At 74.1% G+C, this 23,315-nt stretch carries 23 protein-coding genes; 15 read left to right on the top strand and 8 right to left on the bottom strand.

Going from position 1 to position 23,315, the window contains the following annotated elements; genetic code table 11:
- Nucleotides 1–23 precede the first annotated feature (23 nt).
- The 3 genes from HL663_RS15955 to HL663_RS15945 all read left to right on the top strand — a co-directional run bounded on the left by HL663_RS15955 (nt 24) and on the right by HL663_RS15945 (nt 4,429).
- The gene (locus HL663_RS15955; RefSeq protein ID WP_216842599.1) at nt 24–1,172 is read left to right on the top strand and encodes a substrate-binding domain-containing protein; all 1,149 of its coding nucleotides are present in this window, start codon (nt 24–26) and stop codon (nt 1,170–1,172) included.
- A gap of 352 nt (nt 1,173–1,524) precedes the next feature.
- Nucleotides 1,525–1,794 (top strand): 30S ribosomal protein S15, encoded by a 270-nt coding sequence (gene rpsO / locus HL663_RS15950; protein ID WP_173029286.1) that lies wholly within the window; start codon nt 1,525–1,527, stop codon nt 1,792–1,794.
- 196 nt (nt 1,795–1,990) lie between these two features.
- Nucleotides 1,991–4,429 carry a polyribonucleotide nucleotidyltransferase gene (locus HL663_RS15945; RefSeq protein ID WP_173029285.1) on the top strand — a complete coding sequence of 813 codons (2,439 nt, stop codon included), beginning with the start codon at nt 1,991–1,993 and terminating at the stop codon, nt 4,427–4,429.
- A 163-nt stretch (nt 4,430–4,592) separates the two neighbouring features.
- Here the strand turns inward: HL663_RS15945 and HL663_RS15940 are convergent, their stop codons facing one another.
- Nucleotides 4,593–4,730 (bottom strand): hypothetical protein, encoded by a 138-nt coding sequence (locus HL663_RS15940; protein ID WP_173029284.1) that lies wholly within the window; start codon nt 4,728–4,730, stop codon nt 4,593–4,595.
- Between the two features lie 143 nt (nt 4,731–4,873).
- Between HL663_RS15940 and dapB the strand changes: the two genes are divergently transcribed.
- From dapB to HL663_RS15925, 3 genes are read left to right on the top strand one after another with little or no spacing between them, the layout of a single operon-like run.
- The gene (gene dapB / locus HL663_RS15935; protein WP_173029283.1) at nt 4,874–5,620 is read left to right on the top strand and encodes a 4-hydroxy-tetrahydrodipicolinate reductase; all 747 of its coding nucleotides are present in this window, start codon (nt 4,874–4,876) and stop codon (nt 5,618–5,620) included.
- Nucleotides 5,617–6,855 (top strand): uroporphyrinogen-III C-methyltransferase, encoded by a 1,239-nt coding sequence (gene cobA / locus HL663_RS15930; RefSeq protein ID WP_173029282.1) that lies wholly within the window; start codon nt 5,617–5,619, stop codon nt 6,853–6,855. The genes dapB and cobA overlap by 4 nt, the downstream gene beginning before the upstream one ends.
- Nucleotides 6,848–7,540 (top strand): sirohydrochlorin chelatase, encoded by a 693-nt coding sequence (locus HL663_RS15925; RefSeq protein WP_173029281.1) that lies wholly within the window; start codon nt 6,848–6,850, stop codon nt 7,538–7,540. The genes cobA and HL663_RS15925 overlap by 8 nt, the downstream gene beginning before the upstream one ends.
- 1 nt (nt 7,541) lies before the next feature.
- Here the strand turns inward: HL663_RS15925 and HL663_RS15920 are convergent, their stop codons facing one another.
- From HL663_RS15920 to HL663_RS15905, 4 genes are read right to left on the bottom strand one after another with little or no spacing between them, the layout of a single operon-like run.
- A complete protein-coding gene (locus HL663_RS15920) occupies nt 7,542–7,856 on the bottom strand; it encodes an AzlD domain-containing protein (protein ID WP_173029280.1) in 315 nt (104 codons plus the stop codon).
- Complete coding sequence (locus HL663_RS15915; protein WP_173029279.1) at nt 7,853–8,599, bottom strand: AzlC family ABC transporter permease; 747 nt, start codon at nt 8,597–8,599, stop codon at nt 7,853–7,855. The genes HL663_RS15920 and HL663_RS15915 overlap by 4 nt, the downstream gene beginning before the upstream one ends.
- Nucleotides 8,596–9,225 carry a GNAT family N-acetyltransferase gene (locus HL663_RS15910; protein ID WP_173029278.1) on the bottom strand — a complete coding sequence of 210 codons (630 nt, stop codon included), beginning with the start codon at nt 9,223–9,225 and terminating at the stop codon, nt 8,596–8,598. Before HL663_RS15910 ends, HL663_RS15915 begins: the two co-directional genes overlap by 4 nt.
- A 2-nt stretch (nt 9,226–9,227) precedes the next feature.
- Nucleotides 9,228–9,959: an enoyl-CoA hydratase-related protein gene (locus HL663_RS15905; RefSeq protein ID WP_173029277.1), complete on the bottom strand. Its 732-nt coding sequence runs from the start codon at nt 9,957–9,959 to the stop codon at nt 9,228–9,230.
- A gap of 62 nt (nt 9,960–10,021) precedes the next feature.
- Between HL663_RS15905 and HL663_RS15900 the strand changes: the two genes are divergently transcribed.
- The gene (locus tag HL663_RS15900; RefSeq protein ID WP_173029276.1) at nt 10,022–10,960 is read left to right on the top strand and encodes an SMP-30/gluconolactonase/LRE family protein; all 939 of its coding nucleotides are present in this window, start codon (nt 10,022–10,024) and stop codon (nt 10,958–10,960) included.
- On the opposite strand, the gene HL663_RS15895 is transcribed toward HL663_RS15900, so the two are convergent.
- Together HL663_RS15895 and HL663_RS15890 are read right to left on the bottom strand one after the other, a co-directional pair.
- Nucleotides 10,945–11,412: a dihydrofolate reductase gene (locus tag HL663_RS15895; RefSeq protein ID WP_173029275.1), complete on the bottom strand. Its 468-nt coding sequence runs from the start codon at nt 11,410–11,412 to the stop codon at nt 10,945–10,947. The two genes, HL663_RS15900 and HL663_RS15895, sit on opposite strands and share 16 nt — an antisense overlap.
- Nucleotides 11,409–12,218: a thymidylate synthase gene (locus HL663_RS15890; protein ID WP_173029274.1), complete on the bottom strand. Its 810-nt coding sequence runs from the start codon at nt 12,216–12,218 to the stop codon at nt 11,409–11,411. The genes HL663_RS15895 and HL663_RS15890 overlap by 4 nt, the downstream gene beginning before the upstream one ends.
- A gap of 34 nt (nt 12,219–12,252) precedes the next feature.
- Between HL663_RS15890 and dapA the strand changes: the two genes are divergently transcribed.
- From dapA to HL663_RS15870, 4 genes are all read left to right on the top strand, one after another.
- Complete coding sequence (dapA, locus tag HL663_RS15885) at nt 12,253–13,149, top strand: 4-hydroxy-tetrahydrodipicolinate synthase (protein WP_173029273.1); 897 nt, start codon at nt 12,253–12,255, stop codon at nt 13,147–13,149.
- Nucleotides 13,146–14,831: a ribonuclease J gene (locus HL663_RS15880; protein ID WP_173029272.1), complete on the top strand. Its 1,686-nt coding sequence runs from the start codon at nt 13,146–13,148 to the stop codon at nt 14,829–14,831. Before dapA ends, HL663_RS15880 begins: the two co-directional genes overlap by 4 nt.
- Nucleotides 14,832–15,576: 745 nt before the next feature.
- The gene (locus tag HL663_RS15875; protein WP_173029271.1) at nt 15,577–18,321 is read left to right on the top strand and encodes an FtsK/SpoIIIE family DNA translocase; all 2,745 of its coding nucleotides are present in this window, start codon (nt 15,577–15,579) and stop codon (nt 18,319–18,321) included.
- Nucleotides 18,322–18,355: 34 nt separating this feature from the next.
- The gene (locus tag HL663_RS15870) at nt 18,356–19,057 is read left to right on the top strand and encodes an ion channel (RefSeq protein ID WP_173029270.1); all 702 of its coding nucleotides are present in this window, start codon (nt 18,356–18,358) and stop codon (nt 19,055–19,057) included.
- A gap of 12 nt (nt 19,058–19,069) precedes the next feature.
- Here the strand turns inward: HL663_RS15870 and HL663_RS15865 are convergent, their stop codons facing one another.
- The gene (locus HL663_RS15865) at nt 19,070–20,263 is read right to left on the bottom strand and encodes a dipeptidase (RefSeq protein ID WP_173029269.1); all 1,194 of its coding nucleotides are present in this window, start codon (nt 20,261–20,263) and stop codon (nt 19,070–19,072) included.
- Between the two features lie 58 nt (nt 20,264–20,321).
- Here HL663_RS15865 and rimO point away from each other — a divergent pair, with 58 nt between their 5' ends.
- From rimO to HL663_RS15845, 4 genes are read left to right on the top strand one after another with little or no spacing between them, the layout of a single operon-like run.
- On the top strand, nt 20,322–21,737 hold the full coding sequence (gene rimO, locus HL663_RS15860; RefSeq protein ID WP_173029268.1) for a 30S ribosomal protein S12 methylthiotransferase RimO: 1,416 nt from the start codon (nt 20,322–20,324) through the stop codon (nt 21,735–21,737).
- Nucleotides 21,734–22,477 (top strand): CDP-diacylglycerol--glycerol-3-phosphate 3-phosphatidyltransferase, encoded by a 744-nt coding sequence (pgsA, locus tag HL663_RS15855; RefSeq protein ID WP_286175714.1) that lies wholly within the window; start codon nt 21,734–21,736, stop codon nt 22,475–22,477. The genes rimO and pgsA overlap by 4 nt, the downstream gene beginning before the upstream one ends.
- Nucleotides 22,474–22,746, top strand: a complete 273-nt coding sequence (locus HL663_RS15850) for a CinA family protein (RefSeq protein ID WP_173029267.1) — start codon at nt 22,474–22,476, stop codon at nt 22,744–22,746. Before pgsA ends, HL663_RS15850 begins: the two co-directional genes overlap by 4 nt.
- Nucleotides 22,743–23,051, top strand: a complete 309-nt coding sequence (locus HL663_RS15845) for a helix-turn-helix domain-containing protein (protein ID WP_173029266.1) — start codon at nt 22,743–22,745, stop codon at nt 23,049–23,051. Before HL663_RS15850 ends, HL663_RS15845 begins: the two co-directional genes overlap by 4 nt.
- The last annotated feature ends 264 nt before the right edge of the window (nt 23,052–23,315 follow it).

Genomic DNA, 23,315 nt, shown 5'->3' with positions numbered 1-23,315 from the left:
GTGTGGGAAGGACGCGGACTCACATGCCCAGTATGGCAACGCCCGTGCCCGGCCCGGTCCGACCCCGCCCGAGCTCTTCGGACTACCGCGTCGCGCTCGTCCTGCCGCGGCAGGGCCCCGCCGGCATCTTCGGGCTCGAGTGCCTCGCCGCGGCGGAGCTGGCGGCGGCCGAGATCGACGCCGCGGGAGGGGTCGCGGGGCGCTCCGTGCGCTACGTCCACCTCGACGCCGGCGGCGACCCCGACGTCGTCGCGGGCCGCGTCGGCGCCCTGCTCGCCGCCGGCGAGATCGACGCGGTCACCGGCTGGCACCTGTCGAACCTGCGGCAGTCCATCGCCCGGGTCGTGGGCGGTCGGGCCCCGTACGTCTACGCCGCGGCCTACGAGGGCGGTGAGCGCGGTGACGGCGTCCTGTGCAGCGGCGAGGTCCCGGGCGACCAGATCCTCGCCTCGCTCGACTGGCTGCGCACCGAGCTACGACTGCGCCGGTGGTTCGTCGTCGGCAACGACTACGTCTGGCCGCGCGAGTCGGCGGCGCGCACCGTCGAGGGGCTGGCGGGGCGCGACGTCGAGGTGCTGCGGTGCCGGTTCGTGCCGCTCGGCACCGAGAGCCCGGAGGTCTGGGGCTCGGTCCTCGAGGAGATCGTCCACAGCGGGGCCGAGGGGGTCATCACCCTCCTCGTCGGCTCCGACGCGGTGCGGTTCAACCGGGCCTTCGCCGAGGCCGGGATGGACGCCTCGGTCGTGCGCTTCAGCCCGTTCATCGACGAGACCGTCGTCCTCGCCACCGGGGCGCAGGCCACGAGGAACCTCTTCGTCTCGGCCGGCTGGTTCTCCTCGCTCCGCACGGCCTCGGCCGAGGAGTTCGCCCGCAAGTTCCGCGGCGCCTGGGACCTCGTCTGCGGGGCCGAGCCCCTCGGGACCTCGCAGGCGCCGTCCCCGGGCACGATGGCCGAGACGACCTACTCCGGGGTGCACCTGCTCGCCGGCATCGCGGGGCGCAGCATCCCGACCGTCCACGACGCCCGGCGGGCGTTCTCGTCGTGGGCCTGGGACTCGCCGCACGGCACCGTCGAGCTGCGCGCGGGGGAGGCCCGGCACCCGGTGCACCTCGCCGTCGCCGACGGCGTCGACCTCGACGTCGTCGCCCGGGTCAGCACGGGCAGCCGCTGACCCTCCCGTCGCCGCGGGCGTCCCGGCCCTGTCACCGCAGGCGTCCCGGCCTCCCGAACCCCGCACGTGCGGGGTTTCCGAGGTCGCCGAGCAGCGCGGACAGCGACAACCCCGCACGTGCGGGCACCACCCGGGCAAGAACTGACACTTTCGTCGATTCCTGTCCGCAGGAGCGGGTGGGAGGATGGGCGCGCAGGTTCGCCGGTCGCCCGTCGTGCCGATTAGGGGTGGGTGCCGGGCCGCTGGTAACGTTGCCGACTGCCGTCAGATCGGCCGCGGATCCAGAGAGCCCCGGTGAACCAGCCCGGGAGCGCCGCGCAGCAGAAACCCCATGAAGGAGAGTCGTCGCCCCATGCCGCTGAGCACCGACGTCAAGAAGCAGATCATCGCCGACTACGGCACCGCCGAGGGTGACACGGGCTCGCCCGAGGTCCAGGTCGCGCTCCTCACGCAGCGCATCAAGGACCTGACCGAGCACAGCCGTGCGCACAAGCACGACCACCACTCCCGTCGTGGCCTGCTGCTGCTGGTCGGCCGTCGCCGCCGCCTCCTGCGCTACCTGGAGAGCATCGACATCGAGCGCTACCGCTCGCTGATCAAGCGCCTCGGTCTGCGTCGTTGAGACTTCCGAGAGGGCGGTCCCCGCACACGTGTGCAGGGGCCGCCCTTCTCGCATGAACGGGCCCGGCCCGTTCGGAAGAACCCACAACTGAACATCGACAGCACGACCGGCGTCGCCCAGCGCGCCGCCGCCTGAAGGACACACCCGCGCACAACGACGATGCGCGTGCGTGAATGACACGAGAGAAGGAGGCCCCGTGGAGGGTCCCGAGATCACCGCCACCGAAGCCGTCATCGACAACGGCAGCTTCGGTACCCGCACCGTCCGGTTCGAGACCGGACGCCTGGCCAAGCAGGCCGGAGGCGCAGTTGCCGCCTACCTGGACGAGGACACGATGCTCCTCTCCACCACCACCGCCGGGAAGCACCCGCGCGAGGGGTTCGACTTCTTCCCCCTGACCGTCGACGTCGAGGAGCGGATGTACGCCGCGGGCAAGATCCCCGGCTCGTTCTTCCGCCGTGAGGGCCGCCCCTCCACCGACGCGATCCTCACCTGCCGTCTCATCGACCGCCCGCTGCGCCCGACCTTCACCAAGGGTCTGCGCAACGAGGTCCAGGTCGTCATCACGGTCCTCGCGCTCAACCCGGACCACCAGTACGACGTGCTCGCCATCAACGCGGCCAGCGCCTCGACGCAGATCTCCGGCCTGCCGTTCAGCGGCCCGATCGGTGCCGTCCGCGTCAGCCTCATCGACGGCCAGTGGGTCGCCTTCCCGAACTTCAGCGACATCGAGCGCTCGACCTTCGACATGGTCGTCGCCGGCCGCGTCGCGGGTGACGACGTCGCGATCATGATGGTCGAGGCCGAGTCCACCGAGCACACCTGGGACCTCGTGAAGACCCTGGGCAAGCAGGCGCCGACCGAGGAGGTCGTCGCCGAGGGCCTCGAGGCCGCCAAGGGCTTCATCAAGACCCTGTGCGACGCGCAGGCCGAGCTCGCCCGCACCGCCGCCAAGCCGGTGCAGGAGTTCCCGGTCTTCCTCGACTACGAGGACGACGCGTACGCCGCGGTCGAGTCCGCCACCACCGGCGACCTCTCCGCCGCCCTGCAGATCGCGGGCAAGCAGGAGCGCGAGGAGCGCATCGACGAGATCAAGGAGTCGATGAAGTCCTCCCTCGCCGGCCAGTTCGAGGGTCGCGAGAAGGAGCTCTCCGCCGCGTACCGCTCGGTGCAGAAGAAGCTCATCCGTGAGCGCATCCTGCGCGACAAGGTCCGCATCGACGGCCGTGGCCTCGCCGACATCCGCGCCCTGAGCGCCGAGGTCGAGGTCCTGCCGCGCGTGCACGGCTCGGCGATCTTCGAGCGCGGCGAGACCCAGATCATGGGTGTCACCACGCTCAACATGCTCCGGATGGAGCAGCAGCTCGACACCCTCTCGCCGGTGACGCGCAAGCGCTACATGCACAACTACAACTTCCCGCCGTTCTCCACCGGTGAGACCGGGCGCGTCGGCTCGCCGAAGCGTCGCGAGATCGGCCACGGCGCGCTCGCCGAGCGGGCGCTCATGCCGGTCCTGCCGACCCGCGAGGAGTTCCCCTACGCGATCCGCCAGGTCTCCGAGGCGCTGGGCTCCAACGGCTCGACCTCGATGGGCTCGGTCTGCGCGTCCACCCTGTCGCTGCTCAACGCCGGTGTGCCGCTGCGCGCCCCGGTCGCCGGCATCGCGATGGGCCTGGTCTCCGCGGAGGTCGACGGGCAGACGCAGTACGCGGCGCTCACCGACATCCTCGGCGCCGAGGACGCGTTCGGCGACATGGACTTCAAGGTCGCCGGCACCCGCGAGTTCGTCACGGCCATCCAGCTCGACACCAAGCTCGACGGCATCCCCGCCGACGTGCTGGCCGGCGCGCTGACCCAGGCCCGTGACGCCCGCTTCCACATCCTCGACGTCATGAACGAGGCCATCGACGCCCCCGACGAGATGAGCCCCTACGCTCCTCGCGTCATCTCGGTGACGGTCCCGGTCGACAAGATCGGCGAGGTCATCGGCCCGAAGGGCAAGATGATCAACCAGATCCAGGACGACACGGGCGCCCAGATCTCGATCGAGGACGACGGCACCATCTACATCGGTGCGACCGACGGCCCGTCGGCGGAGGCGGCCCGCGCGGCCATCAACGCCATCGCCAACCCGCAGATGCCGGAGATCGGCGAGCGCTTCCTCGGGACCGTCGTCAAGACGACGACCTTCGGTGCGTTCATCTCGCTCCTGCCGGGCAAGGACGGCCTGCTGCACATCTCCGAGGTGCGCAAGCTCGTCGGCGGCAAGCGGATCGACGCGGTCGAGGACGTCCTGTCCGTCGGCCAGAAGATCCAGGTCGAGCTCAAGGAGATCGACCCGCGCGGCAAGCTGAGCCTCGCGGCGGTCACCGCCGACGGTGGCGCCGACGCCGAGTCCGACGCCGTCGCCGAGGCGCCCGCCGCCCCGGCCGCTGCGCCGGCCACCGAGGCCTCGGCCGCGGTGGAGGCCCCCGTGGCCGACCTCGACGAGGACGACACCGACGACGACGCCGCCGGCGACGAGTCGGGCGAGGGCGGCGACCGCCCCCGTCGCAACCGTCGTCGTCGCGGCGGTCGTGGCCGTGGCGAGCGCTCCGGCGAGGCCGGCGCGGACGACGCCCCGTCGCAGGACTGAGTCACCGGGCCACGGCCCGCACCGACCGGAGCCCCGGCACACCGCGTGTGTGCCGGGGCTCCGGCGCGTCCGGGGGAGGGGGCTGGTGGGGCTCGACCTGCGGGGACGCCAGAGGCCCGCGGCCCCTGTGGGGGTGCGGGCCTCTGGCGTGACGTGCGGCCGGTCAGGCGGCGGTGCGGGGGCGCAGCTGGTGCGGCGCGCTCCAGCGCATCTCCATCCGCGTGCGGCCCTGGGCGTCCGTGACCGGGACCCAGCGCATGGCCAGGCCGGTGTGGCTCGTCGTGGTCGTGACCTTCTTCATGACAGGCCCCCTTTCCGTGGCGTTCACCTGTTGTTCACCTTCAGGATAGCCGACGGAGCGTCAGAAGGTGAACGGACGGTGAACGACGGCGCGGCGCGGACGCCGCCGGAGCAGGTCGCGCGGCGCTGGCTAGGGTGTCGGGCATGAGCACGACACGGGTGGCGGTCATCGGCGCGGCGGGCCGGATGGGCTCGACGGTCTGCGCCGCGGTCGAGGGCGCGGACGACCTCGAGCTCGTCGGGCGCTTCGACGCCGGGGACGACCTCGGCGACCTCGGGGGCGCCGACGTCGTCGTCGAGTTCTCCGTGCCGGACGCCTCGCCGGCCAACGTCGCGCACTGCGTCGGGCGTGGGGTGCACGTCGTCGTCGGGACGACCGGCTGGAGCGAGGAGCGGCTCGCGGCCCTGCGCGGGCAGCTCGGTGACGAGCCCTCCGTCGGCGTCCTCGTCGCCCCGAACTTCGCGATCGGCGCCGTGCTCCTCATGGAGCTCTCCCGTCGCGCCGCGCCCTTCTTCGAGTCGGTCGAGGTGGTCGAGCTGCACCACCCGGACAAGGTCGACGCCCCGTCCGGCACCGCGGCCCGCACCGCCGAGCTCATCGGCGCCGCCCGCGACGAGGCCGGCTGCGACCCCGTGCCCGACGCGACGACGCACGACCCCGACGGCGCCCGCGGTGCGCGGGTCCACGGCGTGCCGGTGCACTCGGTCCGGCTGCGCGGGCTCGTCGCGCACCAGGAGGTGCTGCTCGGAGGCCCCGGCGAGATGCTCACGCTGCGCCACGACTCCTTCGACCGGGTCTCCTTCATGTCCGGCGTCCTCGCGGCCGTCCGGCAGGTCGGCGACCGCCCCGGCCTCACCGTGGGCCTCGAGCACTACCTCGGCCTCGGGTGAGCACCCTCGTCGGGCTCGACCTCGCCGGGCGGCGGGTCGTCGTCGTCGGGGCCGGCTCGGTCGGCGGACGGCGGGTGCGGACCTTCGTCGAGGACGGCGCCCGCGTCGTCGTCGTCGACCCCGCGGCCCGTGACGACGTGCGCCGGATGGCCTCGCACGGCGACCTCGAGCTCGTCGAGCGGCCGGTGCGCGAGGAGGACCTCGACGGCGCCTGGTTCGTCGTCGCCGCCACCGACGACGCCGAGACCAACCGCCGCGTCGCCGCGTGGTGCGAGGAGCGGCGCACGTGGTGCGTCGACGCCTCGGACGCGAGCGCCGGCACGGCCCGGGTCGCCGCCCAGTCGACCCACGACGACCTGCGGATCGGCGTCGTGACGACGGGTACGCCGGACCCGCGGCGCACCGTCGCGGTGCGCGACGCGCTCGGGGCGCACGTCGAGTCCGGGCAGGTCGACCTGCGCCGCCACCGCGCCGGCACCGGGCGGGTCGTCCTCGTCGGCAGCGGCCCCGGCGCCCCCGGGCTCGTGACGACCGCCGGGCGCGAGGCGCTCGCGACGGCCGACGTCGTCGTCACCGACCGGCTCGGCGCCACCTGGCTGCTCGACCACCTGCCCGACGACGTCGAGGTCGTCAACGTCGGCAAGAGCCCGACCAACCACCCCGTCCCGCAGGCGGAGATCAACCGCCTCCTCGTCGAGCACGCCCGCGCCGGGCGCACCGTCGTCCGCTTCAAGGGCGGTGACCCGTACGTCTTCGGTCGCGGCGGCGAGGAGGTCCACGCCTGCCGCGCCGCCGGGGTCGAGGTCGACGTCGTGCCGGGCATCACCTCCGCGTTCTCGGTGCCGGCGCTCGCCGGCATCCCCGTGACGCAGCGCGGCGTCGCGACCTCGGTGCTCGTCACCTCCGGTCACGCCGGCGCCGACCCGGCGATGACGGGTGCGCTGGCCGCCGGCGCCACCGTCGTGCTCCTCATGGCCGTCTCGGCGCTGCCCGGCATCTGCGCGGCCGCCCTCGAGCAGGGGGTGCCGTCCGACCTGCCGGTCGCCGCGGTCGAGCAGGGCTCGACCGCCCACGAGCGGGTGACCCGGGCGACCCTCGCGACCGCGGCCGGGGTCTTCGCGGCCGCCGGGGTCCGTCCGCCCGCCGTCGTCGTCCTCGGGCGGGTGGCGGCCGAGGGCTTCCTCGACGACCCGGTCTGCGCGACCTCCGCCGGACCCGCGTCCGACGATGGGTGAGCCGCCGGCCCTCGTCGTCTGCGGGCACGGGACCCGGGACGCGCAGGGGCGGGCGGTCGTGGCGGCCACCGTCGAGGCGGTCGCCGCGCGGCTGCCGGGCGTCGCGGTCCACGAGGCCTACGTCGACGTCCACGGGCCCGAGGTGGACGGGGTCGTGGCCGGGCTGCCCCCGCGTCCCGACGGCTCGCGCGCCGGCGTCGTCGTCCCGCTGCTGCTCGCCGCCGGCTACCACGTGCGGGTCGACCTCGCGCAGGCCGTGCAGGAGCGGCCGGACGTCGTCGTGACGGCGGCGCTCGGGCCGGACGACCGGCTCGTCGACCTCCTCCTGGAGCGGGTCGAGCAGGTCGGGGGAGTGCACGACGGCGACGCGGTCGTCCTGGCCCCTGCGGGCTCGAGCGACGAGCGCGCCCAGGAGGCGTCGGCCGAGACGGCCCGCCGCCTCGGCGAGCGGCTCGGGCGCCCGGTCCGCCTCGGCTACGCCGCCGGTCCGCGTCCCCCGGCCGCCTGCGCGGTGACGACGGCGCGCGTCGAGGGGGCCGAGCGCGTCCTGCTCGTCTCCTACCTGCTGGCGCCCGGGTTCTTCCAGCGCCGGCTCGAGGCGTGCGGCGCCGACGTCGTCACCGCGCCCCTCCTGCCGGACGAGCGGGTGGTCGACGTCGTCCTCGAGCGCTACCGCTCGGCCTGACTCAGCCCCAGCCGACGGCCCGCAGCAGCGCGGCCGTGGCGGCCGCCCCGGCGACGACGACGAGGAAGTTGGCCCGCAGGAGGAGCAGCCCGACGGCCACGGCCAGGGCGGCCGCGCGGGCGTCGAGCACGAGCGCGCCGGCGTCCCCGGCGACGGTCTGCACGGTGACGAGCGCCGCGAGCAGCGCGACCGGGAGCAGCGCGATGACGCGCGAGCGGCGCTCGCCCTCGACCCAGTGGGCCGGCACGAGGTACCCGGCGAGCTTGAGGGCGTAGGCGGCGGCACAGGCGAGCAGCACGGTGGTCCAGGTCGTCACGGCACCGGGTCCCGTCCGTCGAGCTCCCCGGGGTGCGCGGTCGGTGACCCCTCGTGCCGTCCGCCGCGGCGCAGCCCCACCGCGAGGGCGGCGAGCACGGAGAGGATGACCGGCACGCCCGGCGGCAGCAGCGGGCTCGTCACGAGCGCGACGAACACGGCGAGCACGGCCGTCGCGGCCGCGTCGCCGCTGCGCAGGCGCGGCCAGAGGAGCGCCGCGAAGGCTGCTGCGGCGGCGGCGTCGAGGCCGTAGGTGCGTGGGTCGCCGAGCGCGTTGCCGACGAGCGCCCCGACGAGGGTCATGAGGTTCCAGCCGAGGAACACGGCGATGCCGGTGAGCCAGAACCCGATCCGCTGCGCCGGAGGCTCGGGCTGGGCCACGCCGACGGCCGTCGACTCGTCGATGGTCAGCTGGGCCGCGGCGAGCCGTCGCAGCCCGGCGACGCCGAGGAAGCGCGAGGTCTGCAGGGCGTAGAGGCCGTTGCGGACACCGAGCAGGGACGAGGTCGCGACCGCGGCGACGCCCCCGCCCCCGGCCCCGAGGACCCCGACGACGGCGAACTGCGAGCCGCCGCTGAACAGCAGGAGCGAGAGGGCCTGGGTCTGCCAGACGTCGAGCCCGGAGGCCACCGACAGTGCCCCGAAGGACACGCCGTAGAGGCCGGTGGCGCCGCCGACGGACAGGGCCTGCCGGCGCACCTCGCGCCGCCGCTCGTCAGGGAGCGACGACGCGGCGGTGCTCATCCCCCGTCCGGCTCGTCGAGCCGGGCGAGCACCCGCACCTCGCGCAGCGTCTCGCCGTCGGGGGAGACCACGCGGTCGCGGAAGGCGCCGTCGGGGCCGAGGCCCGAGCCGGCGAGGAAGGCGCGGGTCTCCTCGTCGTCGGCGAGCAGCCACGCCGTGACGGTGTCGGCGCCGGCCTGGCGCAGCTGGTCGACGGCGGCGTTGACCAGCCGCGAGCCGTGGCCCTGGCGGCGGGCGTCCGGGTGCACGGCGAGGAGGGTGACCTCGCCCCACGCACCCTCGGCGTCGGGGTCCTGCGACGGGCCGAGTGCGACGGCGCCGACGACCTGCGGCCCGGCGCACGCGACGAGGAGCCGGTGCACGCCCTCGGGCGGGTTGGTCAGCCCGGAGCGCCAGGCGCGGGTGAAGGCCTCGGGCTCGAACAGCTCGAGGACGTCGGCGGGCAGCCGGCCGGCGTAGGTGGCGCGGTAGACGTCGGCCTGGACCCGGCCGACGGCGGGGGCGTCGTTGGCCCGGGCGACCCGGACGCTCGCGTCGGCGGTCGGCCCCGCGTCGGCGGTGTGGTCGTGAGGATGCTCGTGCCCGTGGTCGTGGGGGTGGTCGTGCCCGTGGTCGTGGGTCGTCATCGTCACACCCCCCGGAAGACCGGCGGACGCCGCTGCGCGAACGCGGCCCGGCCCTCGACGAGGTCCTCGCTCGCCCACGCGTGGGCGAACGCCGCCTCGAACCGGCCCAGGCCCGCCTCGTCGTCCGGCCGGACGTCGAGCCCGACCTTGGTCCCGGCCTGGCTGAGCGGCGAGAGCCCGGCGGCGCGCGTCGCGAGGGCCAGGGCGTCGTCGAGGCCGCCGCGCTGCTGGGCGAACCCGAGCCGCCAGGCGTCGTCGGCGTCGAGCACGGCGGCGGTGAGGGCCAGGTGGCGCGCGGCCCCCTCGCCCCAGCAGCGCGCGAGCCGCTCGAGCGTCCAGTGGTCGACCATGAGCCCGAGCTTCGCGACGGGCACGGCGAAGCGCGCCGAGGCGTCGACGACCCGCACGTCGCACGCGAGCGCGAGCTGCATCCCGAGGCCCATGCACGAGCCGTCGACAGCGGCGACGGTGACGACGGGCGCCGCCGCGAGGTGCTGGAGGACCTCGGCGAGGCGTCGGGTGAAGGAGACGTCCTCGAGGTCGGTGAGGTCGGCGCCGGCGCAGAAGTGCCCACCGGCCCCGGTGAGGACGAGGGCGCGGGCGCCGGCGTCCAGGGCCGCCACGACCTCGTCGTGGAGCCGGTCGAGGGTGGCGAGGTCGAGGGCGTTGCGCCGGTGCTGGCGGTCGATCGTCAGGACGGCGACCCGGTCGGCGAGCGAGGCGTGGACGGTCACGCCGCCGACCCTACCGAGCGGCCCGGGTGACGGCCGGGCCGGCAGCCCCTACGCTCCCGGGCATGACGCTGCCGCTGACCGTCGTGCCGGTGCCCGGACCCGGGGCGGAGGACGTGCTCGTGGGCGACGACGGGCGCGTCTGGACCGGGACGGCCGACGGCGTCGTCCACGTCCACGACCCCGGCGACGGGACGGTGCGGCCGGTCGGCGTCACCGGCGGGCGGCCCCTCGGACTGGAGTGGCTGCCGGACGGCCGGCTGCTCGTCTGCGACGCACACCGGGGCCTGCTCGCCCTCGACCCCGCGACCGGCGACCTCGAGACGCTGCTCACCGAGGTCGACGGCGAGCGGCTGCTCTTCACGAACAACGCCGCCGTGCAGTCCGACGGCACCATCTGGTTCACCGACTCGAGCCGGCGCTGGCAGGTCGAGGACTGGAAGAACGACCTCGTCGAGCACACGTGCACCGGTCGGCTGCTGCGGCGCGCCCCGGACGGCGGCGTGACGACGGTGCTCGACGGGCTGGCCTTCGCCAACGGCGTCGCGCTCCTGCCGGACGAGCGGGCCGTGCTCGTCGCCGAGACCGGCACCTGCCGCATCCGTCGCGTGCCGCTGCACGGCGGCGAGCCGGGGGAGGTGACGACGTGGGTCGAGGACCTGCCCGGCCACCCGGACAACATCGCGCTGGGCTCCGACGGCCTCGTGTGGGTGACCGTCGCCTCGCCGACCGACCCGGTGCTCGGGGTGCTGCAGCGCAGCCCGCGCCCGGTCCGTGGCCTCGTGCGGCGCCTGCCCGACCGGCTCAAGCCGGCGCCCCGGCGCACCGCCCGCGTCCTGGCGCTCGACGACACCGCGCGGGTCGTGCACGACCTGTCGTTCGACGCCACCCGCTGGCACGTCGCGACGGGCGTGCGCGAGCACGGCGGCCGGGTCTGGCTGGGCAGCCTCGTCGAGCCGGCGATCGCCGTCGGCGAGGTGCCGGGGGCTCAGCCGCGCTCGTAGGTGACCCAGGCGCAGCGCTCGCCGGCCACCCGCCCGGTCTCGGCCCACACCGCGTGGTCGACCGGCGGGAAGTGCGTGTCGCCCTCGGGCTCGAGGTCGACCTCGGTGAGCAGCAGCCGGTGCGCGTAGGGCATCGCCTCGGCGTAGACCTGCCCGCCGCCGGCGACGAACACCTCGTCCGCCGGGCCGGCGAGCGCGAGGGCCTCGACGAGCGAGTGCGCGGTCTCGACGTCGGCGTGCGCCCAGTCGGCCTGCCGGGTGATGACGATGTGACGTCGCCCGGGCAGCACGCGCCCGATGGAGTCGAAGGTGCGCCGGCCCATGACGAGCGGGTGCCCCATCGTCGTCCTCTTGAAGAACGCGAAGTCCTCCGGCAGGTGCCACGGCATCGACTGCCCCGCGCCGATGACGCCGTTGCGGGCGACGGCGGCGATCAGCGAGACCCGGGTCATACCGCGATCGGCGCCTTGATCGACGGGTGCGCCTCGTAGCCGACGAGCTCGAAGTCCTCGAGCTCGTAGGCGTCGATCGAGGGGCGCGGCGCGATGGTCATCGTCGGCAGGGGGAGCGGCTCGCGGGTCAGCTGGAGCGTCGCCTGCTCGAGGTGGTTGAGGTAGAGGTGCGCGTCGCCGAGGGTGTGGACGAAGTGGCCGGGGCGCAGCTCGGTCTGCTGCGCGACCATCATCGTCAGGAGGGCGTAGGAGGCGATGTTGAAGGGGACGCCGAGGAAGACGTCGGCGCTGCGCTGGTAGAGCTGGCAGTCGAGGAACGACGGCCCGCCGTCGGCCGCGGGGCGCACGTAGAACTGGAACATCGTGTGGCACGGCGGCAGCGCCATGTCGTCGACCTCGGCGACGTTCCACGCCGAGACGACGTGCCGCCGCGAGTCCGGGCTGGTGCGCAGCGCCTCGATCACCTTCGCGACCTGGTCGACCGTGCGGCCGTCCGGCGTCGGCCACGAGCGCCACTGGTGCCCGTAGACCGGCCCGAGGTCGCCGTGCTCGTCGGCCCACTCGTCCCAGATGGAGATGCCGCGCTCCTGCAGCCAGCGCACGTTGGTGTCGCCGCGCAGGAACCACAGCAGCTCGCCGATGATCGAGCGCAGGTGCAGCTTCTTCGTCGTGAGCACCGGGAAGCCCTCGGCCAGGTCGAAGCGCATCTGGTAGCCGAAGACGCTGCGGGTCCCGGTGCCCGTGCGGTCCGACTTCTCGACCCCCGTCGTCATCACGTGGTCGAGGAGGTCGAGGTACTGGCGCACGGTCCCAGCCTAGGGGCGCACTACGCTGGCCCGCATGACCACCACCCCCTTCGGCCGCGTCCTCACCGCGATGGTCACGCCGATGGCCCCCGACGGCGCGGTCGACGGCCCGGGGCTCGAGGCGGTCGTCGAGCACCTCCTGGCCACCGGCCACGACGGGCTCGTCGTCAACGGCACGACCGGCGAGGCCTCGACCCTCACCGACGACGAGAGCGTCGACGTCGTGCGCCGCGTCGTCGCGGCCGCGGCCGGCCGGGCGAAGGTCGTCGCGGGCTGCGGCTCCAACGACACCGCCCACGCCGTCGCGATGGCGGGCCGGATGGCCGGGGCCGGCGCCGACGCGCTCCTGCTCGTCTCGCCGTACTACAACAAGCCCACCCAGGCCGGCCTCGTCGCGCACTGCCGCGCCGTCGCCGACGCCACCGAGCTGCCGGTCATGCTCTACGACATCCCCGGCCGCACCGCCGTGCCGTTCGCCACCGAGACCCTCGTGGCCCTGGCCGAGCACCCGCGGATCGTCGCGGTCAAGGACGCCAAGGGCGACCTCGCCGCCTCGACCCGCGTCATGGCGGCGACCGACCTGCTGTGGTTCAGCGGGGAGGACGCCCTCAACCTGCCGCTCCTCGCGATCGGCGCCGTCGGCGTCGTCTCCGTGGTCGGCCACGTCGCGGGGTCTCAGTACCGCGCGATCCTCGAGGCCGTCGACCGCGGCGACCTCGCCGAGGCCCGCCGCCTGCACCGGGGCCTGGTCCCGGTCGTCGACGCGATCATGTCGCCCTCGCAGGGCGCCATCATGGCCAAGGCCGCCCTCGTCGAGCTCGGCGTCATCGAGCACGCGAGCGTGCGGCTGCCCCTCGTCGAGTCCCCGCCCGAGCACCTCGAGGCGCTCCGGGCGGCGCTCGCCACCCTCCCCACCCCGAAGGACTCATGAGCCACCCGCACCCCGACCTCGACCTCCCCGCACCCCTCGCCCCCGGGGGCGTGCGCGTCATCCCGCTCGGCGGGCTCGGCGAGGTCGGCCGCAACATGACCGTCCTCGAGCACGAGGGCCAGCTCCTCGTCATCGACTGCGGCGTCCTCTTCCCGGACGACCACCACCCCGGCATCGACCTGATCCTCCCGGACTTCAGCTCGATCGAGGACCGCCTCGACGACATCCAGGCGATCGTCCTCACGCACGGCCACGAGGACCACATCGGCGCGGTGCCCTACCTCCTGCGCCTCAAGGCCGACATCCCCGTCGTCGGCTCGCAGCTGACGCTGGCGCTCATCGAGGCCAAGCTCAAGGAGCACCGCATCACGCCCTACACCCTCGGCGTCGCCGAGGGCGGGCGCGAGCGGCTCGGCGTCTTCGACTGCGAGTTCGTCGCGGTCAACCACTCCATCCCCGATGCGCTGGCCGTCTTCGTCCGCACCCCGGGCGGCACGATCCTGCACACCGGCGACTTCAAGATGGACCAGCTGCCGCTCGACGGCCGGCTGACCGACCTGCGCGCCTTCGCCCGGCTCGGCGAGGAGGGGGTCGACCTCTTCCTCACCGACAGCACCAACGCCGAGGTGCCGGGGTTCACGACGCCCGAGCGCGAGATCGCGCCGGCCATCGACAAGGTCTTCCGCCACGCGCAGCGCCGGATCATCGTCGCGTGCTTCTCCTCGCACGTGCACCGCGTGCAGCAGGTCCTCGACGCCGCCGACAAGGCCGGCCGCAAGGTCGCGATGATCGGCCGCTCGATGGTGCGCAACATGGGCATCGCCGCCGACCTCGGCTACCTCCACGTGCCGGACGGGGTCCTCGTCGACCTCAAGCAGCTCAACGACCTGCCCGACGACAAGGTCGTCCTCGTCTGCACCGGCAGCCAGGGCGAGCCGATGGCCGCCCTGTCCCGGATGGCCAACCGCGACCACCGGATCGAGGTGGGGGAGGGCGACACCGTGCTGCTCGCCTCCTCGCTCATCCCGGGCAACGAGAACGCCGTCTACCGGGTCATCAACGGCCTGATGCGCCTGGGCGCCAACGTCGTGCACAAGGGCAACGCCAAGGTGCACGTCTCGGGCCACGCCAGCGCCGGTGAGCTCCTCTACTGCTACAACATCGTCAAGCCGCGCAACGTCATGCCGGTCCACGGCGAGTGGCGCCACCTCGTGGCCAACGCCGACCTCGCGGTCGCGACAGGTGTGCCGCGCCGCAACGTCGCGGTCGTCGAGGACGGGGTCGTCGTCGACCTCGTCGACGGCCGGGTCAGCGTGGCGGGGGCCGTCGAGTGCGGGTACGTCTACGTCGACGGCTCCTCGGTCGGCGAGGCCGACGAGACGCTGCTCAAGGACCGCCGCATCCTGCGCGACGAGGGCTTCATCTCGGTCGTCGTCGTCGTCGACTCGATGAGCGGCAAGATCGTCGCCGGCCCGGAGATCACCGCCCGCGGCTTCGTCGAGGACGACGTCGTGTTCGACGAGATCCGCCCGCGCATCGAGAAGGCGCTCGCCGAGGCCACCGCGCAGGGCGTCACCGACTCCCACCAGCTCCAGCAGGTCGTCCGCCGGACCATCGGGCCGTGGGTCGGGCGCAAGATCCGCCGTCGCCCGATGATCATCCCGACCGTCATCGAGGCCTGAGCGCCGACGCCTCCCACGACCGGAGCCCCCGCGACCGCCACCCGGCCGGTCACCGGGGGCTCCGTCGTCTCCGGAGGTCGTTGCGGCTTCAACCGATTCCGTGGTGGGTTCCGCTGCGGGGGAATGGGCCCGATCGGCGGTCCCTGACCAGAGAGCCTTCGGAATCCGTTGCCGTACACCCGCGTCCACGAGTCATCCATTCGGCCGAGCTTGTCGACGACATCGCCGAAATCGAGCGAAAAAGGTAAAGGCTCCGTAAAGTACTGACCAGAGGACGACAAGCGGACGCCGAGCAGGGACGGTCGCGAGTGGTCCGGACAGCAGGACGTCCACCAGCCGGACGGGTCGAGGAAATCTCGTCCGACCTCTGGCGGACCGGGTAAAGAGTTCGTAAAGTACGGGTCAGCACCTCGTCAACTCCACTTCGGTGGAAGGGGCCGGGTGCGGGACCTCACCGGAGGCGCAGGGCTCCCGGTGACCTGAACTCCGGCAGGACGGCGGCCGGCTCCGCAGGGGGAGCCAGGTCCGACGGCCACGGGTCGGCTCCGCAGGGGGAGCCGCGCCCGGGGCACCGGCCGGCACGACAGTGCGGCGTCCCGCTCGGCGACAGGGGTCGAGCGGGGCGCCGCACGTCGGCGTTCCCGGAGCAGTCCTCCCGCCGCCGCGCCCCCGACCGGTCAAATCCGTGGCTCCCGTGCCGCGTGTGACACGTGAGTCGGCTGTGACGCTCGCGTAGCCTGCGACCATGGCGACACGTACGTCCTCCACCTCCCGCTCCCGGGGTGGCACGACGCGCCCCGCGACGCGGAAGAAGGCGGCGACCCCCCGGGCCCGCACCCGTCCGGCCCGCGCGGGCGGGCTGCCGCTGCCGCTGCGCGCCGCGCAGTCGACCTGGATGGGCCTGGCCCACGCCACCGGCGCCGTCGCCCGCACCGTCGGGGACGCCGGGCGCGACCTCGAGCCGGAGCACCGCCGCGACGGGGTCGGCTTCCTCCTCGTCGCCCTCTCGGTCGTCGTCGCCGCCCGCGAGTGGTGGGGGATGCCCGGGGCCGTCGGCACGATCGTCCACGCCGTCGTCGCCGGCACCTTCGGCAAGGTCGGCTACGCCGTGCCGATCGTCCTGCTCCTCTTCGGCATCCGCGTCCTGCGCGCCCCGCGCGACGAGGCCACGACCTCGCGGGCCGCGGTCGGCACCACCGCGCTCGCCTTCGCCGCCTGCGGCCTGGTCCACGTCGCCGCCGACATCCCGACCCCGCCCGAGGGCGCCGAGGGGATGCGCGCGGCCGGCGGCATCATCGGCTTCCTCGCCTCCAGCCCGCTCGAGGCGGCCGTGTCCGTCTACGGCACCGTCCCGCTGCTGCTGCTCCTCGGGCTCTTCTCCCTCCTCGTCCTCACCGCCACCCCGCTGCACCAGGTGCCCGAGCGCCTGCGGGAGGCCATGGACCGGCTGACCGGCCACGACCCCGCGGCCGCCGCGGACCCCGAGCCGGAGCCGGCCGCGAAGGCGCCGCGCCGCCGCCGCACCGCCCGCGAGCTCGCCGAGGCCGAGGCCTCGATGCACGGCGACGAGGCGTTCGAGCAGGCCGCCGTCGTCGACCCCCGCACCGGCAAGCGCCTGCGCCCGGGGCAGAAGCGCCCCGCGGCCGCCCCGGCCCCGGCGGTGTCGGCCGAGGCCGAGCCCACCACGGCTCCGCCCGCGGCGGCCGCCGCGCTGGCGCGCCAGGTGCAGGCCAAGGCGCCGCTCGAGGCGCCGCCCACGACGCAGCTGCCCCCGCGCGTCGAGCAGCTCTCGCTCGCCGGCGACATCACGTACACGCTGCCGGACTCGGGGGTCCTCGAGCCGGGCAGCCCGCACAAGGCCCGCAGCGCGGCCAACGACGCCGTCGTCGACTCGCTGACGACGGTGCTCGACCAGTTCGACATCGACGCGCAGGTCACCGGCTTCACCCGCGGCCCGACCGTCACCCGCTACGAGGTCGAGCTCGGCCCCGGCATCAAGGTCGAGCGGGTCACCGCCCTCTCGAAGAACATCGCCTACGCGGTGGCCAGCGCCGACGTGCGCATCCTCAGCCCGATCCCCGGCAAGTCCGCGATCGGCATCGAGATCCCGAACACGGACCGCGAGAAGGTCAGCCTCGGCGACGTCCTGCGCAGCCAGGTGGCCCGCAGCTCCGAGCACCCGATGGTCATGGGCGTCGGCAAGGACGTCGAGGGCGGCTACGTCATCGCCAACCTCGCGAAGATGCCGCACCTGCTCGTCGCGGGCGCCACGGGCGCCGGCAAGTCGAGCTTCGTCAACTCGATGATCACCTCGATCCTCATGCGCTCCACGCCCGACGAGGTGCGGATGGTCCTCGTCGACCCCAAGCGCGTCGAGCTCACCGCGTACGAGGGCATCCCGCACCTCATCACGCCGATCATCACCAACCCCAAGAAGGCCGCCGAGGCCCTCCAGTGGGTCGTGCGCGAGATGGACACCCGCTACGACGACCTCGCGGCGTTCGGGTTCAAGCACGTCGACGACTTCAACCGGGCGGTCAAGGCCGGCAAGGTCAAGCCGCTGCCCGGCTCGGAGCGGGTCATCACGCCCTACCCGTACCTGCTCGTCATCGTCGACGAGCTCGCCGACCTCATGATGGTCGCGCCCCGCGACGTCGAGGAGTCGATCGTCCGCATCACGCAGCTCGCGCGCGCGGCGGGCATCCACCTCGTCCTCGCGACGCAGCGTCCCTCCGTCGACGTCGTCACCGGCCTCATCAAGGCCAACGTCCCCTCGCGGATGGCGTTCGCGACCTCCTCGCTCGCCGACAGCCGCGTCGTCCTCGACCAGCCGGGCGCCGAGAAGCTCATCGGCCAGGGTGACGCGCTGTTCCTCCCGATGGGTGCGAGCAAGCCGATGCGCGTCCAGGGCGCGTGGGTCACGGAGTCCGAGATCCAGGCCGTCGTCACGCACGTCACCGAGCAGCTCAAGCCCCGCTACCGCGAGGACGTCGTCGTCGTCGCGCCGAAGAAGCAGGTCGACGACGACATCGGCGACGACCTCGACCTCCTGCTCCAGGCGACCGAGCTCGTCGTGACGACGCAGTTCGGGTCGACCTCGATGCTCCAGCGCAAGCTGCGCGTCGGGTTCGCCAAGGCCGGCCGGCTCATGGACCTCCTCGAGTCGCGCGGCGTCGTCGGGCCCTCGGAGGGCTCGAAGGCCCGCGACGTGCTCGTCAAGGCCGACGACCTGCCGACGACCCTCGCGCTGCTGCGCGGCGAGGACGTCCCGGAGGCCGACGTGCCCTTCGACGGCCAGGCGATGGACGGCGACGCGCACACGCTGGCCGCGGCCTCCGTCGTGCCGGAGGACGACACGGCCGAGGTGCCGGTCGTCCGCTACGGCGGCGACGCGGTGGCCGACGACCTCGACCGCTACCCCGTCGCGGTCGAGTACGGCGACGACGACGAGGGCGGCGAGGACGCCTGGGAGCTGACGGGCCGCCGGTGACCGGACGCGGTCGCCCCCGGGCTACCGTGCTCCCATGACCTCGACCTGGGAGGAGCTGCGCGAGCCCCCGTCCCGGAGCGCCCGCTGGCGGGCGACCCTCCGCAAGCAGCCCTCGGCCTTCCTGCTCGGGATGCAGGTGCTCGTCATCCTGCTGCTGCCCTTCCTCGAGGAGGCCGACGGCGGCTCGTCGGTCATCTCGCTGCTCAGCCTGACGGCGCTCGTCATCGCCGTGTTCACGGTGCGCAGCACCCCGGCGCTCACGTGGCTCTCGGCGACGCTGGCGCTGCCGGCGGCGTCCTTCGAGGTCTGGTCCTTCTTCAGCGACAGCTCGACCGTGCTCGCCCTCGCGCACACCGCGCTGGCCCTCTTCTACTTCTACACGGCGTACGCGCTCATCTCGTACATGTTCGAGGACTACTGGGTCACCAAGGACGAGCTGTTCGCCGTCGGCGCCTGCTTCACGGTGCTGATGTTCGCCTTCGCGTACGTCTACCTCGCGGTGCAGGAGTTCTGGCCGAGCTCGTTCACCTCGTTCACCGGCCCCGGCAAGCGGACGCTCCTGGAGCTCCTCTACTACTCGGCGGCCAACCTCACGAGCGTCGGTCTCTCCGACGTCGTCCCGATCAAGCCGCAGGCGCGCGCGGTGGGCACCCTCGAGCAGCTCGGCGGCGTCATGTACGTCGCGATGGTCATCTCCCGCCTCGTGGCGCTGACCGTCATGCGCTCGCGCCAGTGAGGCGGGCGGGCCTCAGGCGGGGACGCCGTCGAGGTCCTCGATGCGGGCCAGGCCCGGCCCGCGGGTGGCGGCCAGCGCGACCGCCCGCTCCTGCGCCTCCCCGAGGACGCGCAGGGCGTTGCCGCTCGTGAGCGCGCCGAGGTCGGCGTCGCTCCACCCGCGCTCGGCGAGGGCGGCGAGCAGGCGCGGGTAGCCGCTGACGTCCTCGAGGCCCTCCGGCTGCACGTCGACGCCGTCGTAGTCGCCGCCGAGGCCGATGTGCTCGACGCCGGCGACCTCGCGGACGTGCTCGCAGTGCGCGACGACGTCGTCGATCGTGGCCGCCGGTGCGGGGTGGGTCCGGCGACGGGCGGCGGTGAAGGCGGTGTAGGCGACGAAGTCGGACGACGAGATGCCCTCGGCGGCAGCGACGTCCGCGGCCTCGAGGTCCCACTCGCGCACGGCGGGGGAGACGAACTTCGGCACGAAGGTGACCATGCAGACGCCCCCGTTGTCGGGCAGCCGCTCGAGGACGTCGTCCGGGACGTTGCGCGGGTGGTCGCAGACGGCGAGGGCCGAGGAGTGCGAGAAGACGACCGGCGCCTCAGCGACCTCGAGCGCGTCGCGCATCGTGCCCGCGGAGACGTGGCTGAGGTCGACGAGCATCCCGAGCCGGTTCATCTCGCGCACGACCTCGCGGCCGAACGCGGACAGGCCGCCGAGCACGGGCTCGTCGGTCGCGGAGTCGGCCCACGGGACGTTGTCGTTGTGGGTGAGCGTCATGTAGCGCACGCCGAGGGCGAAGAGCATCCGCAGGGTGCCGAGCGAGGAGTCGATGCTGTGCCCGCCCTCGGCGCCCATGAGCGAGGCGATGCGCCCGGTCGCGAGGGCCTGCTCGACCTCGGCGCGGGTCGTCGCGAGCGCGAGGTCGCCGGGGTGGCGGCGGACCATCTCGTGGACGGCGTCGACCTGCTCGAGGGTGGCCGCGACGGCGGCGTCGCCCTGGAGGTCCGAGGGCACGAAGACCGACCAGAACTGGGCGCCGACGCCGCCCTCGCGCAGCCGCGGGAGGTCGGTGTGGGTGCCGAGGCCGCCGGCCGCGAGGTCGAGGCGGTCCCAGTCGTAGCCGACCCGCTCGCGGGCCTCCCAGGGCAGGTCGTTGTGGCCGTCGAGGACCGGGTGGTGGCGCAGCAGCGCGCGGATGCGGGCCTCGGTGTGCTCGAGCATGCGCGCGACCCTACCGGGGGTGCCCGAAGGCCTCGCCGGGCGCAACTAGAGTGGCGGCATGACGACTTCTGCGACCCGCGGCAGCGTCGCGCTCGTGACCCTCGGCTGTACCCGCAACGAGGTCGACTCGGAGGAGCTCGCCGGCCGGCTCGCCGCCGACGGGTGGACCCTCGTCGACGACGCCGCGGACGCCGACGTCGCCCTCGTCAACACGTGCGGGTTCGTCGAGCAGGCGAAGAAGGACTCCATCGACACCCTCCTCGAGGCGGCCGACCTCAAGGAGACGGGCCGCACCCAGGCCGTCGTCGCCGTGGGGTGCCTCGCGGAGCGCTACGGGCAGACCCTCGCGGACGAGCTGCCCGACGCCGACGCGGTGCTCGGCTTCGACTCCTACGCCGACATGTCGACCCACCTCCAGGGCATCCTCGCCGGCGGCAAGCCGCGCTCCCACGTCCCGACCGACCGCCGGCGGCTGCTGCCGCTGTCGCCGGTCGAGCGTCCCGCGGCCTCCGACGCCGTCGCCCTGCCCGGCCACGACGCCGAGGTCGTCCGCGCGCGCCTCGGGTCCGCCCCGTGGGCGCCGCTGAAGATCGCGAGCGGCTGCGACCGGCGGTGTGCCTTCTGCGCCATCCCGATGTTCCGCGGCTCCTTCGTGTCGCGCCGGCCCACCGACGTCCTCGCCGAGGCGCGCTGGCTCGCCGGGCAGGGCGTGCGCGAGCTGTTCCTCGTCAGCGAGAACTCGACGTCGTACGGCAAGGACCTCGGCGACCTGACGCTGCTCGAGGCGATCCTCCCCGAGCTGACCGCCATCGACGGCGTCGAGCGGGTCCGGGTCTCCTACCTCCAGCCGGCCGAGGTCCGCCCCGGCCTGCTCGAGACGATGGCCGCCACGCCGGGCGTCTCGCCCTGGTACGACCTGTCCTTCCAGCACGCCTCGACGCCGCTGCTGCGCCGGATGCGGCGCTTCGGCGGCACCGAGCCCTTCCTCGGGCTGCTCGAGGGCGTGCGCTCGCGCCAGCCGCTGGCCGGCGCCCGCAGCAACGTCATCGTCGGCTTCCCGGGCGAGACCGAGGCCGACGTCGAGGAGCTCGAGCGCTTCCTCGTCGCGGCGCGGCTCGACGTCGTCGGCGTGTTCGGGTACTCGGACGAGGACGGCACCGAGGGCGAGAACCTCGACGGCCACCTGCCCGAGGACGTCGTCGCCGAGCGGGTCGAGCGGGTGTCCGCCCTCGTCGAGGAGCTGACCGCCCAGCGCGCCCTCGAGCGCGTCGGCGAGCACGTGACCGTCCTCGTCGAGGAGCGCGACGAGGACGACGCGTCGGTCGTCGTCGGCCGGGCCGACCACCAGGGGCCGGACGTCGACGGGGTGTGCCACGTGCGGACGGCCGGAGGCGCTCTGCCCGCCGTCGGCTCGTTCGTCGAGGGCGTCGTCGTGGGGGCGGAGGGAGTCGACCTGCTGGTGGAGCCGCGATGAGCGAACCCACCCCCCGCCCGCCGCGCCCCGTCCGCCCCGGGCCGCTGGCCGACGGCCGGATGAGCGACCCCTACCGGGTCGGCATCGACCCGGCCAGCCCCGCCGTCCCCGAGACCGGCCCGAGCGCTTGGAACATCGCCAACTACCTCACCGTGCTGCGGCTGGCCCTCGTCCCGGTCTTCGGGTGGCTGCTGCTGACCCACGGGGGCGAGGACCCGACCTACCGCTGGGCGGCCTTCGGCGTCTTCGCCGTCGCGATGATCACCGACCGGATCGACGGCGACCTCGCCCGCAGCCGGGGCCTCGTGACGAACTTCGGCAAGGTCGTCGACCCCATCGCCGACAAGGCCCTGGTGACGATGGCGCTCGTCGGCCTCTCGAGCGTCGGCGAGGTCATGTGGTGGGTGACCGTGCTCGTCCTCGTGCGCGAGTGGGGCATCACCGCGGTGCGCTTCTGGGTCATCCGGCACGGCGTGATGGCCGCGGGGCGCGGCGGCAAGGTGAAGACGCTGCTGCAGACCTTCGGCATCGGGTTCTTCCTCTGGCCGCGCACGACGCTGCCGTTCACCGGCTTCTGGGACGCCCTCGCGTGGACGCTGCTCGGCGCGGCCGTCCTCGTCACGGTCGTCACCGGCGTCGACTACCTCGTCCAGGCCCTGCGGCTGCGGCGCACGAGCGAGCGGGCGGTGCGCAAGCGCGCCGAGCGCGCGGCCCGCCGGTCCGGGGGAGCCACGCGGTGAGCGCCGCGGTCGCGTCGGAGCTCGTCGGGCCCGACCCGGCGGACGGGCGGCCGGTCGGCACCGTGTTCGTCGCCGTGGCCGGGCCGGCGGGAACAGCCGTCGAGCAGCACGCGTTCTCCGGTGACCGGGCGCAGGTCCGGGCCGCGAGCGTCACGGCGGCCCTCGTCCTGCTGGCCGGGACGGTCCGGAACCTCCCTGCCGACGAGGCGCCGGCGCGGTACCGTAAGGCAACGACCGACGAGCAGACGTCCCGAGAGGAGGCGCCGTGATCCTGCTCCGCCACGAGCTGGGCGAGGTGCTCCGTGAGGTGCGCACTGCCCAGAAGCGCACGCTGCGCGACGTCGCCAAGTCCTCCGCCGTCTCGCTCGGGTACCTCAGCGAGATCGAGCGCGGGACCAAGGAGGCCTCCTCCGAGCTGCTCGCCTCCGTCTGCGACGGCCTCGGGATGACGCTCTCGGACCTGCTCTCCCTCGTCCGCGACCGCGTCGCGCACGTCGAGACGATGAGCGCCCCGGTCACCCTCCCCGTCGGGCCGGCGCGCGCCGCCGACGAGGTCTCCGCCTCCGCGGCCTGACCGCCGACCGGTCCCGCACCCACCGCAGCACGGCGCTCTCAGTACGCTCGCTGGCCCCCGGCCGCCAGGGCATCGCTGTGCCGTATAAGTCGCGCTGTGCCGCCCCGACCTCGCCCTGCCGACCCGACCTCGCCCTGCCGCCGCGCCATGGCACCCCGGCAGAGCGAGATGACCCCGCCGCGGCGAGGTGACTCCGGCCAGGGCGCGAGACACGGGCTCGTCCGCCAGACCCGGCCCCGAGGTCGTGTCTGGTCGACCTGTCGG

This window comes from Arthrobacter sp. NEB 688, assembly GCF_013201035.1.
GTDB lineage: Bacteria > Actinomycetota > Actinomycetes > Actinomycetales > Dermatophilaceae > Phycicoccus.
The sequence above is the reverse complement of the archived record's forward strand: the minus strand, read 5'-3'. Positions and strand labels throughout refer to the sequence as shown.

What these genes read in the sequence shown, in the direction of transcription:
- HL663_RS15910 (WP_173029278.1), bottom strand. Translation starts at nt 9,225, where the DNA reads ATGACGACCCACGACCACGGGCACGACCACCCCCACGACCACGGGCAC.
- HL663_RS15900 (WP_173029276.1), top strand. Translation starts at nt 10,022, where the DNA reads ATGACGCTGCCGCTGACCGTCGTGCCGGTGCCCGGACCCGGGGCGGAG.
- HL663_RS15865 (WP_173029269.1), bottom strand. Translation starts at nt 20,263, where the DNA reads ATGCTCGAGCACACCGAGGCCCGCATCCGCGCGCTGCTGCGCCACCAC.
- HL663_RS15895 (WP_173029275.1), bottom strand. Translation starts at nt 11,412, where the DNA reads ATGACCCGGGTCTCGCTGATCGCCGCCGTCGCCCGCAACGGCGTCATC.
- dapA (WP_173029273.1), top strand. Translation starts at nt 12,253, where the DNA reads ATGACCACCACCCCCTTCGGCCGCGTCCTCACCGCGATGGTCACGCCG.
- HL663_RS15875 (WP_173029271.1), top strand. Translation starts at nt 15,577, where the DNA reads ATGGCGACACGTACGTCCTCCACCTCCCGCTCCCGGGGTGGCACGACG.
- HL663_RS15925 (WP_173029281.1), top strand. Translation starts at nt 6,848, where the DNA reads ATGGGTGAGCCGCCGGCCCTCGTCGTCTGCGGGCACGGGACCCGGGAC.
- pgsA (WP_286175714.1), top strand. Translation starts at nt 21,734, where the DNA reads ATGAGCGAACCCACCCCCCGCCCGCCGCGCCCCGTCCGCCCCGGGCCG.
- HL663_RS15880 (WP_173029272.1), top strand. Translation starts at nt 13,146, where the DNA reads ATGAGCCACCCGCACCCCGACCTCGACCTCCCCGCACCCCTCGCCCCC.
- HL663_RS15915 (WP_173029279.1), bottom strand. Translation starts at nt 8,599, where the DNA reads ATGAGCACCGCCGCGTCGTCGCTCCCTGACGAGCGGCGGCGCGAGGTG.
- HL663_RS15870 (WP_173029270.1), top strand. Translation starts at nt 18,356, where the DNA reads ATGACCTCGACCTGGGAGGAGCTGCGCGAGCCCCCGTCCCGGAGCGCC.
- rpsO (WP_173029286.1), top strand. Translation starts at nt 1,525, where the DNA reads ATGCCGCTGAGCACCGACGTCAAGAAGCAGATCATCGCCGACTACGGC.
- rimO (WP_173029268.1), top strand. Translation starts at nt 20,322, where the DNA reads ATGACGACTTCTGCGACCCGCGGCAGCGTCGCGCTCGTGACCCTCGGC.
- HL663_RS15955 (WP_216842599.1), top strand. Translation starts at nt 24, where the DNA reads ATGCCCAGTATGGCAACGCCCGTGCCCGGCCCGGTCCGACCCCGCCCG.
- HL663_RS15940 (WP_173029284.1), bottom strand. Translation starts at nt 4,730, where the DNA reads ATGAAGAAGGTCACGACCACGACGAGCCACACCGGCCTGGCCATGCGC.
- dapB (WP_173029283.1), top strand. Translation starts at nt 4,874, where the DNA reads ATGAGCACGACACGGGTGGCGGTCATCGGCGCGGCGGGCCGGATGGGC.